The sequence below is a fragment of the Photobacterium sanguinicancri genome, assembly GCF_002265265.1.
In the GTDB taxonomy this organism is placed as follows: Bacteria; Pseudomonadota; Gammaproteobacteria; order Enterobacterales; family Vibrionaceae; genus Photobacterium; species Photobacterium sanguinicancri.
Window position 1 is genome coordinate 36,739 of record NZ_NOIF01000002.1, and the last position, 13,931, is coordinate 50,669.

The 13,931-nt window shown below is 44.9% G+C and carries 11 protein-coding genes; 3 read left to right on the forward strand and 8 right to left on the reverse strand.

Annotated elements, in window-relative coordinates:
* Positions 1-28 precede the first annotated feature (28 nt).
* Both ASV53_RS00605 and ubiT read right to left on the reverse strand, forming a co-directional pair.
* Positions 29-532, reverse strand: a complete 504-nt coding sequence (locus ASV53_RS00605; RefSeq protein WP_062691303.1) for a GNAT family N-acetyltransferase — start codon at positions 530-532, stop codon at positions 29-31.
* Entirely contained in the window at positions 522-1,043 is a 522-nt protein-coding gene (gene ubiT / locus ASV53_RS00610; protein WP_062691302.1) for a ubiquinone anaerobic biosynthesis accessory factor UbiT, read from the reverse strand. Before ubiT ends, ASV53_RS00605 begins: the two co-directional genes overlap by 11 nt.
* 244 nt (positions 1,044-1,287) lie before the next feature.
* Between ubiT and ASV53_RS00615 the strand changes: the two genes are divergently transcribed.
* The 3 genes from ASV53_RS00615 (at position 1,288) to ASV53_RS00625 (ending at position 5,428) form a co-directional block, all read left to right on the forward strand.
* The gene (locus tag ASV53_RS00615; protein WP_094955723.1) at positions 1,288-3,327 is read left to right on the forward strand and encodes a sensor domain-containing protein; all 2,040 of its coding nucleotides are present in this window, start codon (positions 1,288-1,290) and stop codon (positions 3,325-3,327) included.
* A 202-nt stretch (positions 3,328-3,529) separates the two neighbouring features.
* Positions 3,530-4,537 (forward strand): ubiquinone anaerobic biosynthesis protein UbiU, encoded by a 1,008-nt coding sequence (gene ubiU, locus ASV53_RS00620; protein WP_094955724.1) that lies wholly within the window; start codon positions 3,530-3,532, stop codon positions 4,535-4,537.
* A 12-nt stretch (positions 4,538-4,549) separates the two neighbouring features.
* A complete protein-coding gene (locus tag ASV53_RS00625) occupies positions 4,550-5,428 on the forward strand; it encodes a U32 family peptidase (RefSeq protein WP_094955725.1) in 879 nt (292 codons plus the stop codon).
* Between the two features lie 124 nt (positions 5,429-5,552).
* On the opposite strand, the gene nlpI is transcribed toward ASV53_RS00625, so the two are convergent.
* From nlpI to infB, 6 genes are all read right to left on the reverse strand, one after another.
* Positions 5,553-6,461: a lipoprotein NlpI gene (gene nlpI / locus ASV53_RS00630; protein ID WP_189337798.1), complete on the reverse strand. Its 909-nt coding sequence runs from the start codon at positions 6,459-6,461 to the stop codon at positions 5,553-5,555.
* Positions 6,462-6,766: 305 nt separating this feature from the next.
* Positions 6,767-8,887, reverse strand: a complete 2,121-nt coding sequence (gene pnp / locus ASV53_RS00635) for a polyribonucleotide nucleotidyltransferase (protein ID WP_094955726.1) — start codon at positions 8,885-8,887, stop codon at positions 6,767-6,769.
* Positions 8,888-9,270: 383 nt separating this feature from the next.
* A complete protein-coding gene (gene rpsO, locus ASV53_RS00640; protein ID WP_062691299.1) occupies positions 9,271-9,540 on the reverse strand; it encodes a 30S ribosomal protein S15 in 270 nt (89 codons plus the stop codon).
* A gap of 162 nt (positions 9,541-9,702) precedes the next feature.
* Positions 9,703-10,650 (reverse strand): tRNA pseudouridine(55) synthase TruB, encoded by a 948-nt coding sequence (gene truB / locus ASV53_RS00645; protein WP_062691298.1) that lies wholly within the window; start codon positions 10,648-10,650, stop codon positions 9,703-9,705.
* Positions 10,651-10,653: 3 nt separating this feature from the next.
* Complete coding sequence (rbfA, locus tag ASV53_RS00650; RefSeq protein ID WP_062691297.1) at positions 10,654-11,070, reverse strand: 30S ribosome-binding factor RbfA; 417 nt, start codon at positions 11,068-11,070, stop codon at positions 10,654-10,656.
* 108 nt (positions 11,071-11,178) lie between these two features.
* Entirely contained in the window at positions 11,179-13,920 is a 2,742-nt protein-coding gene (gene infB, locus ASV53_RS00655) for a translation initiation factor IF-2 (RefSeq protein ID WP_062691296.1), read from the reverse strand.
* Positions 13,921-13,931: the final 11 nt, after the last annotated feature.

Here is a 13,931-nt window from a genome sequence, read left to right on the forward strand (position 1 = left end):
CACTTTCCCTTACTGGATTGCGTCGGAATTATAAGGCTGAAAACTCAGCACTGTATTCCACTGTACCTTGCTGGCCTGCCAATGTTTCAGGCAACAGCTCAATCACCATGAATGCCTCAACTGGTGCATCCCAACGGCAAGTTAATCCGTGATCTGCGGCTGTTGTAAAGCCAACACGTTGGTAGTAATTAGGATCACCGAGTACCACAACGACGGGATAGCCTAGTTCAGCTAAAATATTTTTAGCTTCCGTCATGAGTGCAAGCCCAAGACCTTGGCGCTGATATTCAGTCGCTATCGTCAATGGCGCCAGCCCTTGCCAGCCATTATCTTGGCCGTCAACCGTGACAGGACTCAAACAAAGGTGTCCAACCACTTCACCGTCATCGTTACATGCGACTAGCGACAATGTACGATTACCATTCTCGCGTAAAGCCATCACAAGATTTGCTTCGGCGTCTGTCTCAAACGTTTTTTTCAATAAACGATCAACAGGAAGAATATCAACGGGCGCCTCGGTTCTAATGAGCATTCACAACCTCTTGCTCAGCCGCCGCATCTTTCATACCTTGTTGGATGAAATCTGCCGACTGCTGCAGTAAATATGTTAAGGGTTTTGGTAGAGCGTCAAGATCGATGCTATCCATCAGATTCTTCACTTCCAGACCTAATTCAGTATCCCCTTCAATGCGAAGACGACGCTGGAAGAATAATGTATCTGGGTCTTCCTTACGAGCGGCAATTAGTACTAAATCGTTACATTCACCGCTAAAGCTCACATCTTCTTGTTCTACATGCTGAGACACAACCAGCTTCTCGTTTTGAAAACTGATGAACCACTGCAACTCTAAGTCACGTACTTCAACTTTTAACCAGCGATCTTCTAAAAACTCAAAGTCACCATCGTCCAATGCTTCTTTAAATACTAGAGATAATCCTTCTAGCATCATTTTTTGTTGTACTGCAAAAGGCATCACCTTAGCAGGAATGCGTAACAAAGCTGGGCCATGCTGAACCATGTGTTTACGAATTTGAGCAATCACCGATGCGTTTCCTATTATGCTTACATATTTATATGGATAGGGAAAAGTTAACCTTCCCGAAAGTTGGTTATCATTGTAAGCAGGCCGATTGATAAATATCATGCCTTGAGTCAAAAAAAAGGCTTCTACAAAGGGAAAGTTTAGCGCTCACTACCGCTCGTAGGTATACTGAGCCGTATTTTCACATGCGCATACTGCTTGTGGGATCCCAGTCAAATCATACAAAATAGGTGACGTCAGAACGATGCCAACAGAGCAGCTTACTTATTGGTTTCCACTGCTAACAGACAATAGTCCGTTTCTTTTTGCCGTTCTCGACAACGAGCATAACTACCTGACCGTGAATAACCGCTACTGTGAGCTCAGTGGTTATACCCGCGAAGAATTGGTTGGCCGCTGCGACAAAGATATTCTTGGTCACACCTATTACCAAACGCTTCAACCTTATTACGATCGCGCATTTAACGGTGAGTCGGTTGAAGGTGAAGTCGTCCTTAACGATAACCGCCATGACAGTTCATTGCATTTCAGCCTAACGCCATTGCGTGATGATATGGGCAATGTGCAATATGTGGTGCTGCACTCAGCAGACACATCTGAACGTCAAGTTCTTGTAAAATCGTTAGAAGAATTAGAACACCAGCTTAATCAACTGCATGAAAATAGCAGTGATGGCATTTGCATGATTGAAAATAATATCGTGCTGTCGGCTAACCAACGAGCGGCAAAAATACTGGGGTTTGGAACCGCTAAAGACTTACTCGGGGAAGACCTTAGTCGCATAGTATTTGATTTTCAAAGCCAGCGGATACTCGGCACACAATTGAACCACCAACCCAATAGCGAAACCCGTCGCTGCTATGTTGGCCCAGAAGCCATTCAAGATAACACCTTTTTGCTGTCACTTTCTGATATCACCATGCTTGGTTCGCCGGCTAAACTGGTGCTACTACGTACCCAAACGAACACCCGTTTACCCCAAGGGCAAATAGATCAATTAGTGCAAACTGATGCGCTAACAGGGCTATTCAATCGCCATGGATTTACCCGTAAGTTAGAACACCATATCACCGAAAATACCCCACTGGTGATGCTGTACCTTGATGTTGATAATTTCAAAAATATTAATGACTCGTTAGGGCATCATATTGGTGATCGCGTTCTGCAAGAAATCGCTCAACGTTTATTAAAGCTGCTGCCTGATGATTCGGTGATTGGCCACCTTGGCGGTGATGAGTTCGGCATCTTGCTGTTAAACCCCGAACATGAACGTATTGGTGATTTATTGTCGCAGCAAATCATCGCATTGGTGAGTCAGCCGTTTAATCTTCACCACTTTAGCAAACACATTGCCTGTTCTATGGGTATGGTTACCTACCCAGGTAATGGTAATGATGCCCGTATCTTGCTACAAAACGCTGACACCGCGATGTACGAAGCCAAGAACCGTGGTCGTAACCGCTTAGTCAAGTTCGATGAAAGCATGAATAAAGAAGCGCGGATGCGTTTGTGGCTCGAAATCGAATTACAAAAAGCCTTACAGAAAAATGGCTTAGAAGTATGGTATCAGCCGAAAGTGAATGCCAAAGACTTCTCCATCGATGGCGCTGAAGCGCTAGTACGTTGGAAACACCCTGTTGAAGGTTACATCAGTCCAGCCCAATTCATTCCTGTTGCCGAACGGTCAGGATTAATTGAACAACTTGGCCGTGTCGTGATGCGTGAAGTATTTACCACGGTGCGCGAGTGGAAAAAACAGGGATTATTACAAGGCCGTGTGGCGATTAACTTATCACCACAGCAATTTGGTAACCCAAATCTAATTTTATTCATCGATAAATTACGTAAAAGCACGGGGATCAACCCCAGTGATATTACGTTCGAGCTCACTGAAAGCTCAATGATGAACGATGGCGAACATGCGATTCAAATGCTAAAAGCAATCAAGAAACTGGGGTTTGCCCTCTCGATTGATGACTTTGGTACAGGCTACTCTTCATTGTCATATTTAGCTCGCTTTCCACTTGATGAACTTAAAGTCGATCGCGCCTTTATCAAAGACATCGAAACCATACCCAAGCAAGTTACCCTGATTGAAAATATCATTAATTTGGGTAAATCACTCAATATGAGTGTGGTTGCCGAAGGGGTGGAAACACACCAACAAGCAACGCTGCTGTCAAACCTGAATTGCGATTCGATTCAAGGCTTTCACTTTTTCCGCCCGCAACCAAAACATGAGTTGGAAGCAGTTTTAGTGAAAAATAGCCGTCAGAGTGCATAATCAACGCGACTATTCACGCAAAAAATTGTCCTAAATCAATAAAAACCTGCCTGAAATCAAAACTTAGGCAGGCTAAGCCCCCTAGTATTTCGCCTATCAAAATTGAAAACATATATTGAGCAACAACCATTAATACTTTGTGGGTATTTATGGTATGCCTTGATATACCTTCATTCATCAAGCACTGGTAGATAAATATAATATGGAGCTGCTTTGCCCCGCTGGTAACCTTCCAGCCTTGAAAACCGCCATCGATAATGGCGCAGATGCGGTCTACATCGGCTTTAAAGACGATACGAATGCCCGCCACTTTGCTGGTTTGAACTTTACAGGACGTAAATTAGAAAAAGCGGTTGAGTACGTGCGCGATCACGATAAGAAGCTGCATGTTGCCTTGAACACATTTGCCCATCCAGACGGTTTTAACCGTTGGACTAAGGCCGTAGACAATGCAGCAGCAATGGGCGTCGATGCACTCATCGTAGCTGATATCGCGGTACTTGAGTACGCAGCAACCCAATACCCAGATCTTGAATTACACCTTTCAGTGCAAGCATCCGCCACCAATACGGCGGCCATTGATTACTACAAAAACAACTTCAATGTGAAGCGTGTGGTTTTACCGCGCGTGCTGTCTATCCATCAGGTGAAGCAACTTGCCCGTAACACTGATATGGATCTAGAAGTATTTGCCTTTGGTAGCCTCTGCATTATGTCAGAAGGTCGTTGTTACCTGTCATCTTACATGACAGGTGAATCACCAAACACGGTTGGTGCTTGTTCACCGGCGAAATACGTGCGCTGGCAAGAAACAGCGACTGGCCTAGAATCTCGTCTTAATGACATTCTGATTGATCAGTATGCAGAAGGCGAAAACGCGGGTTACCCTACCCTGTGTAAAGGTCGCTTCGATATTAATATCAGTGGTGAAAACCGTCGCTACCATGCACTAGAAGAACCAACCAGCTTGAATACGCTAGAGATTTTACCTGAGCTATTTAAAGCCAATATTGCCTCAGTAAAAATCGAAGGCCGCCAACGTAGCCCTGCTTACGTTGAGCAAGTAACCAAAACATGGCGTGCAGCGATTGATCGCTATAAAGCGAACCCTGAAGGTTACAGTGTTGAACCCGCTTGGAATGCATGCTTAGGCAATGTTTCTGAAGGTAAGCAAACCACACTGGGTGCTTACCACCGTAAATGGCAATAAAGGAGCCAACGAATGAAATACTCTCTTGGCCCATTGCTGTACTTTTGGCCGAAAACCGATGTTGAAGCGTTTTATCAGCAAGCAAAACAGTCAGACAGCGACATCATTTACTTAGGCGAGAGCGTCTGCTCAAAACGCCGAGAAATGAAAGCCGCACACTGGTTTGATATTGCTAAAGATCTGGCGGATTCAGGCAAGCAAGTGGTGCTATCCACCATGGCATTGCTAGAAGCACCAAGCGAAGTCAACATCATGAAGAAATACGTTGATAACGGTGACTTCATTATTGAAGCTAACGACGTTTCAGCGGTTCAATTAGCACACCAAAGCAAAGTCCCTTTTGTGGTGGGTGCCGCTGTAAACTGCTATAACGCACAGACGTTAAAGCTGTTCTTGAAACAAGGCATGGTACGCTGGTGTATGCCGGTTGAGCTGTCTCGCGAATGGTTGCAAAACGTATTAGTCGATTGCGAGAAGCTGGGGATTCGCGGGCAATTTGAGACGGAAGTCTTCAGTTACGGTTACCTTCCTTTAGCTTACTCTGCTCGTTGCTTTACCGCTCGCGCGGAAGACAAAGCAAAAGACGATTGCGAAACCTGCTGTATCAAGTACCCAACGGGTATTCAGGTATACAGCCAAGAAGGCCAAAGTGTGTTTAACCTTAACGGCATTCAAACCCAATCAGGTTACTGCTATAACCTGATCAACGACCTTAACAGCATGCATGATATTGTTGATGTCGTGCGCTTAAGTCCGTTAAGCGTTGATACGCTGGATCTGGTCGCTGATTTTAAGAATAACGAGCAAGGTCAAACCCGTCATCCCCTAAAAGATGGCCATCACTGTAATGGTTACTGGCACAATGTTGCGGGCTTAAATATCGAAAGCTAATGCTTGTTGGCATCACCGTTCAATCGTTAATTTGCACGATATACCACGCATAAAAAAGCCGCGAACGAAAGTCCGCGGCTTTTTTGATCTACTTTTCACATTATAACAATAGGCTGATCTACTGTTACTTATTTTGTACTTTGGCTTGCAATGCTTGTTGCTGTGCTTGGTATTGCGATAACACACGGCCTGTTTCTAATAACGCAAAGCGATGTTCAACAAACTCGTATACGTTCCCCGCTAATGTCAGCTTATACAGCATGAGTGCTGCTGAGTAATTGCCTTCTTGCTGGTAACGCTTAGCAAGGTAGAAATAGCCTTCGGTTAAGCGTTCTGCTAGCTGATCATTGCTCTCGCTACCGTTAGCGATTTCTTTAAGGTAATCACTTTCGCTGATATCACCTAAGTACATACGTACCATCAACCAGCCCCAATCTTGCTTGTCGCTGGCATCATAACGCAATCTTAGTTTATTTAAGGCTTGCTCTGGGGTGCGCTCGACATCCACCAAGTACAGCCAAATCACACGATAAGGATCGTTAACGTTTTGCTGGTAGTGAACGATTAGGTCTTCATGTGCGAGATCTAAACGACCACCATAATACAGGGCAATACCACGGTTACGTTGAGCAAACGGATGTTGAAAGTTAAGCTCTAACGTTGAATCGAATGCTTCATACGCGGCATCAAAATGTGCACCTTGCGTGAAGTAAACCCCTAAAATGTTAAACACATCAGGCTGGTTTGGACGCATAGACAATGACTGATTAAAATCAAGACGCGCTAAATCACGTAAACCTAAACTATCGTTCAGTAAACCGCGCTCATAAAACATCTGTGCCAGCGTATCGTTATCTAAATCATCACGCTTCATCAGTTGATCGATGCGTGCTAATTGGATCTGCTGTTGAATTGTTGGCTGCAAGGGAATAGCCATTGGTGGGTGAGTCCACATCGTTTTGGTCGATGTTGCACACCCCGTTAGCATCATTACTACCGCAATGCATGCTAGCTTTAACCTGTTAGCAATCAATACCATTCTCCCTGGGATAGATGAAGTGATTGAATACATAGCCGAATAACATGGCGTTTCGGCTGTCGTTGCTGTGCGTCTAACAACCACATATTCATAATCTAAATTAGCTAAGCAGCTGATCTTAGTTAAGTTGACCGTTATTACAATAGCCTAAATGCGCTTTTCACAACAGAGATAACGCCAATATAAACCAGTCAACCAAGTATAATACGGATCTGAGCCAGTACTACTCAATCAAAATGTCATAAATGACACGCAATAAAAAAGGGGCTAATTAGCCCCTTTTATCACATGATTAAGACTTAGCCTTGTGGCTGTTCGTCTTGTGCTGGAGCAGCTGGTGCTTCAACCGCTTCTTTCATGCTTAGACGGATACGGCCTTGGCGGTCAATTTCAAGTACTTTAACTTGAACTTCTTGACCCATTTCAAGGTGATCAGTCACTTTCTCTACACGCTCTTGAGCGATTTGAGAAATGTGTACTAGACCTTCTTTCGCGCCAATTACTGATACGAATGCACCGAAATCTACGATACGCATTACTTTACCAGTGTAGATGCGACCAACTTCAACGTCTGCTGTGATTTCTTCGATGCGACGAATCGCTTCTTGCGCAGCAGTACCTTCAGTTGCAGCAATCTTGATTGTGCCGTCGTCTTCGATCTCGATCGTTGTACCAGTTTCTTCAGTAAGTGCACGGATAACTGCACCACCTTTACCGATAACGTCTTTGATCTTGTCTGAGTTGATCTTCATAGTATGAATACGAGGAGCAAACTGAGAGATGTCATCACGGTGAGAACCAATTGCTTCATCCATTACGCCAAGGATGTGCTTACGCGCACCTTTAGCTTGGTTAAGAGCAATTTGCATGATCTCTTTAGTGATACCTTCGATCTTGATGTCCATTTGAAGTGCAGTAATACCGTCGTCAGTACCTGCTACTTTAAAGTCCATGTCACCTAGGTGATCTTCGTCGCCAAGGATGTCAGAAAGAACTACGAAATCATCGCCTTCTTTCACAAGACCCATTGCGATACCCGCAACAGATGCTTTGATTGGTACACCAGCATCCATAAGCGCTAGAGAAGTACCACATACAGAAGCCATTGAAGATGAACCGTTAGATTCAGTGATTTCCGATACTACACGTACTGTGTATGGGAATTCTTCAACAGAAGGCATTACTGCAGCAATACCACGCTTAGCCAGTTTACCGTGACCAATTTCACGACGCTTAGGCGAACCAACGAAACCAGTTTCACCTACACAGAATGGAGGGAAGTTGTAGTGTAGAAGGAAGTGATCTTTCTTCTCACCCATTAGGCTATCGATGATTTGTGCATCACGTTGTGTACCAAGCGTTGCAGTAACAAGTGCTTGAGTTTCACCACGAGTGAACAATGAAGAACCGTGAGTACGTGGAAGTACACCAGTGCGTACGTCTAGCGCACGAACCATGTCTTTTTCACGACCATCGATACGTGGGTTACCCGCGATGATGCGGCTACGTACAACGTTCTTCTCTAAAGATGCAAGCATGTCACGAATTTCGCGCTCGTCTAGTGCTTCATTTTCAGAAAGTAGTGCTTCAACTACGTCAGATTTGATTGCGCCAACTTGCTCGTAACGCGCCATCTTTTCTGTGATTTGGTAAGCAGTCGCTAGACGTGCTTCAGCCTTATCAGCAACCAGTGCTTTAAGCTCAGTGTTAACTGCAGGAGCAGTCCAATCCCATGCTGGAGTAGCAACTTCTGCCGCTAGCTCTTTAATAGCATTGATTACAATTTGTTGTTGGTCGTGACCAAATACAACAGCTTGTAGCATTTGTTCTTCAGATAGACGGTCAGCTTCTGACTCAACCATCAATACTGCGCCTTCAGTACCCGCAACAACTAGGTCTAGACGGCTTTCCGCTAGCTCAGTGTTGCTTGGGTTTAGTACGAATTGGTCGTTGATGTAACCAACACGTGCAGAACCGATTGGGCCGTTGAACGGAATACCAGAAATAGCTAGTGCCGCAGAAGTACCGATCATCGTTACGATATCAGGCTGTACATCTGGGTTGATAGAAACAACAGTAGCAATTACTTGCACTTCGTTTTTGAAATTGTCTGGGAATAGCGGACGAATTGGACGGTCAATCAGACGAGCAGTTAGTGTTTCGCCTTCAGATGGACGGCCTTCACGCTTGAAGAAACCACCAGGGATTTTACCTGCAGCGTAAGTACGCTCTTGGTAGTTAACAGTTAGTGGGAAGAAGTCTTGACCTTCAACCGCTGTTTTCTTACCAACAACAGATACCAATACAGAAGTATCATCCATGCTTACCATTACAGCAGCAGTAGCTTGACGTGCAATTACACCAGTCTCGATAGTAACCGTGTGGTTACCGTACTGGAAAGTCTTTACGATAGGATTCACGTGAATTTCCTTAATTTATTCCGCTTTCTATTTTCGTCGGTAAGTATATCCGACATAAATAAAAGCGTCATGTGATGAAACCCACTTTACGATAATTTCACGTATCGCGACTAATGACAGTTCTCTCTAAGTTTGATGCGCATTATCTTGCTCGTGGGCATCGAAAAGAGCTGTTATTAGCCGCGACCTAATGGTCGACGAAAACGACCGTGTTATTACTGTAAAGCCAGGGAGTATTTGCTTCTTATGTCTGTTTCACTTAACACATGAAGAAAGAACCAAATGTAAGACAACAAGTCAGTGCTTTCGTTGCAGTGGAAGAAGAGATAAACAAAGAAACATAAAAAGAAAGGAGCCAATAGGCTCCTTTCTGATAAGCAATCTTAGCGACGTAGGCCTTGACGCTTGATTAGGTCTTGGTAGCGATCTAGGCTCTTACCTTTAAGGTAGTCTAGAAGCTTACGACGACGAGAAACCATACGTAGTAGACCGCGACGGCTGTGGTGATCGTGTTTGTGATCAGCAAAGTGGCCTTGCAGGTGGTTGATTTGCGCTGTTAGAAGAGCAACTTGAACCTCTGGAGAACCAGTGTCGTTTTCACATTGTGCGTATTCAGCAACGATTGCTGCTTTAGTTTCTGCATTCAGAGACATAACTTTATCCTAATACATTAAATTTAAAATTTGTGCAGCCAATCTCTGATTCAGCCGCACCCAAGCCGCGAATTATACGTGGCACTTTTATCGACTACAAGCAAAAAGAGCGACTACCGAAGTAATCGCTCTTTTATCTATCTTAAGGCTGAGTAATAACGCTTACTCAACCTGCTGATTCGCCATGACGCGTTTTGGTGCAAGCATGCCTTCAGCATCGATAACACCGACACCGATAAACTCACGCGCTTCACCAACAGTAATACGAACAATCGTACCCTCTGCTGGTACTGTGCCCGCTTGTACTGGATTACCATTTAGAATGTAAACCGCCGAAGCAGGAACAATATTCACTTCAGGTAAATCTTGTACTGCGGTATCGGTGGGTAACATCAAAGGATCAAGCAAATCACCAGGTTCAATATCTTGCTCTTTCGCTTGGTCGAGTAGCGCATTTAATTGCTCTAACGTGACCACACGTTCCATCGGATACTTCGCAACACCGGTACGACGTAAGTAGGTTACGTGCGCACCACATCCTAACATTTCACCCAAATCATCGGTGATAGTACGAATGTAGGTACCTTTCGAACAATGCACTTCCATTTCAACTTCGTGGCCTTCAAAACGCAGTAACTCAATAGAGTAAACTGTGATTTTTCGAGACTCACGCGGTACTTCTATACCTTCACGCGCATACTCATAAAGTTTGCGGCCTTGGTATTTAAGTGCCGAGTACATTGATGGGATCTGATCTGTTGTACCACGAAACTTCGCGATGCAACGCTCAAGCTGACCACGATCAACTTTCACTTCTCGTGTTTGTACCACTTGACCATCAGAATCTGAGGTATCTGTGCGCTCACCCAATTTAGCGATAACGCGGTAGCGTTTATCTGAATCAAGTAAGAATTGCGAGAACTTGGTCGCTTCACCAAAACAAATCGGCAGCATACCGGTGGCCAATGGATCTAGCGCCCCGGTATGACCCGCTTTTTGTGCGAAGAAGATACGCTTTACTTTCTGTAGCGCATCATTGGAAGAAATACCCATTGGCTTGTCGAGTAAAATAACTCCATCAATAGGACGACCTTTACGACGACGTGCCATAGATTATTCCTCGCCCTTTTCTACGCTGTTTTCTGAACCAGTTTCGTCGTCAACATGACGCTCTTCATCATCTCGTACCGCTTGCGATACAAGGTTAGAAATACGCATGCCTTCAGTTAGCGATTGGTCGTAGATGAACGTCAGTTCTGGCGTTACACGTAGACGAATTTGCTTACCAAGTAGTGAACGAATGTACGGTGCCATTTCGCGTAATACTTCTAAACTGCCTTCTGGCGTTTGCTCGCCAATCGTCAGGAAAGTTACATAGATTTTCGCGTAACCCATATCGCGTGAAACATCCACGCTTGAAATGGTTGTCATGCCAATACGTGGGTCTTTAAGCTCACGCTGTAGGATAACCGCCAGCTCTTTTTGCAGCTGTTGTGCTACACGCTGGGTACGGCTGAATTCTTTTGCCATTTTACTATCTCTCGTTAAAAGAGGATTCTTAATGAAGAATGCTCTGTTGAAAGAATGGGGAGCCGAAGCTCCCCATTGGAATTTATTTAAAAATCAACAACCTGATAATTAATCAAGAGTACGTTGAATTTCAACAATTTCGAATACTTCGATCTGGTCACCAACGCGAACATCATTGTAGTTCTTAACGCCGATACCACATTCGTAGCCATTCTTAACTTCAGCAACGTCATCTTTGAAGCGACGTAGTGACTCAAGCTCACCTTCGTAGATTACTACGTTATCACGTAGAACACGGATAGGGTTGTTACGCTTGATAGTACCTTCAGTAACCATACAACCAGCGATTGCGCCAATCTTAGGAGACTTGAATACGTCACGAACTTCAGCAAGACCGATGATTTCCTGACGGAATTCAGGAGCAAGCATACCGCCCATCGCTGCTTTAACTTCATCAATCAATTGGTAAATGATTGAGTAGTAACGTAGATCTAGGTTTTCGTTCTCGATCATACGGCGTGCAGGAACATCAGCACGTACGTTGAAACCAAGAATGATAGCGTTAGATGCTGCTGCAAGTACTGCATCAGTTTCTGTGATACCACCAACACCAGAACCAACAACGTTCACTTTAACTTCGTCTGTAGACAGTTTCATCAGTGAATCAGCGATTGCTTCGATAGAACCTTGTACGTCAGCTTTCAGTACTACGTTCAATTCAGCAACATCACCAGCAGTCATGTTAGAGAACATGTTCTCTAGTTTCGCTTTTTGTTGACGCGCTAGTTTAACATCACGGAATTTACCTTGACGGTAAAGTGCAACTTCACGTGCTTTACGCTCATCACGTACTACAGTCGCTTCGTCACCTGATGCTGGAACACCTGAAAGACCAAGGATCTCTACAGGAATAGAAGGACCCGCAGTATCGATGTCTTGACCGTTCTCATCGCGCATTGCACGAACACGGCCATGTTCAAGACCACAAAGAACGATATCGCCACGACGTAAAGTACCAGATTGAACAAGTACAGTTGCAACTGGACCACGGCCTTTATCTAGACGTGATTCAACAACAACACCGCTCGCCATACCTTCTTCAACTGCAGTCAGTTCAAGAATTTCAGACTGAAGCAAGATAGCTTCTAGAAGACCGTCAATGTTTGTACCTTGTTTCGCAGAGATGTGAACAAACATGTTCTCACCGCCCCACTCTTCAGGGATAACATCGTACTGTGCCAGCTCGTTTTTCACGTTGTCTGGGTTAGCATCTTCTTTATCGATCTTGTTCACTGCAACAATCAGAGGAACGCCAGCTGCTTTAGCATGCTGAATCGCTTCGACTGTTTGTGGCATTACGCCATCATCCGCAGCAACAACAAGTACAACGATATCTGTCGCTTGAGCACCACGAGCACGCATTGCGGTAAACGCGGCGTGTCCAGGAGTATCAAGGAAAGTGATCATACCGTTGCCAGTTTCTACGTGGTATGCACCAATGTGCTGTGTAATACCACCGGCTTCGCCTGATGCAACGTGTGCTTTACGGATGTAATCCAGTGTTGATGTTTTACCGTGGTCAACGTGACCCATGATAGTAACAACAGGAGCACGAGAAACTGCTTCAGCCGTCTCTTCACGATCAGACATTAGCGCTTCTTCAAGTTCATTCTCTTTACGAAGAATAACCTTGTGACCCATTTCTTCAGCAACAAGTTGTGCAGTTTCTTGGTCGATAACTTGGTTAATCGTTACCATAGCGCCCATTTTCATCATCGCTTTGATGATTTCGGTCGCTTTAACTGACATTTTGTTCGCCAGTTCAGAAACTACAATTGTTTCACCGATAATAACGTCAGATTTGGCAACAGTTGCAGACTTATCAAAGCCTTGCTGCATTGATGTTGGAGCGTTAACTTGTGGTTTACCACGACCGCCACGACCACCGCGTTGGTTACGACCACCGCGACCTTTATTACGGTCATCAGCTTTTGCTGCTGGCTTCTTCTTCTTACGACGACCACCTTCTTCTTTACGGTCTGCTTCATCTTCCGCTGCGCGAGCGTGAGTAGACGTCGTAACGTGGTAATCAGATTTTTCCATGTTCGCTGTTGCCTGATCAGGTTTTGACCAGTTTTTTTCGTTTTGTTCTGCCATCTTGCGTGCCTCTTCTAGCTGACGCTGACTATCTTCTTCGGCTTTACGCTTGGCTTCCTCTTCCCGGCGACGTTGTAGCGACTCAGCTTCTTTCTTAGCCTGTTCATCAGCGGCGGCGCGTTTAGCTTTCTCTTCAGCCTTACGCTTAACCTCGGCATCACTTTCCACCGTACCCTTGGTTTCTTGTGCTGCCTCTTCTTCTGCCTTACGCTTCGCTTTTTCTTCAGCTAAACGTGTCTCTTCAGCATCGCGTTTTGCTTTTTCTTCAGCATCACGTTTTGCTTGCTCTTCTGCTTGGCGCTGGGCTTGTTCGTCAGCTTGTTGCTTCACTGCATCTTCCGATTCACGGTTTGCAGCTTCTTCAGCGACACGCTGCTCTTCTTCAAGAGCAGAACGTTTTACAAAGGTGCGTTTTTTACGTACCTCAACCTGAACATTTTTGTTCTTTCCACCCGTACCAGACACACTGAGCGTGCTACGAGTCTTGCGCTGTAAAGTTAAGCGATTTGGAGCGGCATCTTCACCACTTCCGCCGTGTTCCTTTTTCAGGTGCGAAAGTAGATCCTGTTTTTCGTTTTGATTAACACTATCTTCAGCTTTCTTGCTGATACCAGCGTCGGCAAACTGTTGAAGCAGTCGATCAATTGGCGTACCAATTTCTTCGGCTAATGCTTTAACTGTAACCTCTGACATGTTGCGCCTCC

Coding starts and splice junctions, on each gene's coding strand:
- ASV53_RS00605 (WP_062691303.1), bottom strand. CDS start 532: ATGCTCATTAGAACCGAGGCGCCCGTTGATATTCTTCCTGTTGATCGT.
- ASV53_RS00615 (WP_094955723.1), top strand. CDS start 1,288: ATGCCAACAGAGCAGCTTACTTATTGGTTTCCACTGCTAACAGACAAT.
- ubiU (WP_094955724.1), top strand. CDS start 3,530: ATGGAGCTGCTTTGCCCCGCTGGTAACCTTCCAGCCTTGAAAACCGCC.
- ASV53_RS00625 (WP_094955725.1), top strand. CDS start 4,550: ATGAAATACTCTCTTGGCCCATTGCTGTACTTTTGGCCGAAAACCGAT.
- rpsO (WP_062691299.1), bottom strand. CDS start 9,540: ATGTCTCTGAATGCAGAAACTAAAGCAGCAATCGTTGCTGAATACGCA.
- truB (WP_062691298.1), bottom strand. CDS start 10,650: ATGGCACGTCGTCGTAAAGGTCGTCCTATTGATGGAGTTATTTTACTC.
- rbfA (WP_062691297.1), bottom strand. CDS start 11,070: ATGGCAAAAGAATTCAGCCGTACCCAGCGTGTAGCACAACAGCTGCAA.
- infB (WP_062691296.1), bottom strand. CDS start 13,920: ATGTCAGAGGTTACAGTTAAAGCATTAGCCGAAGAAATTGGTACGCCA.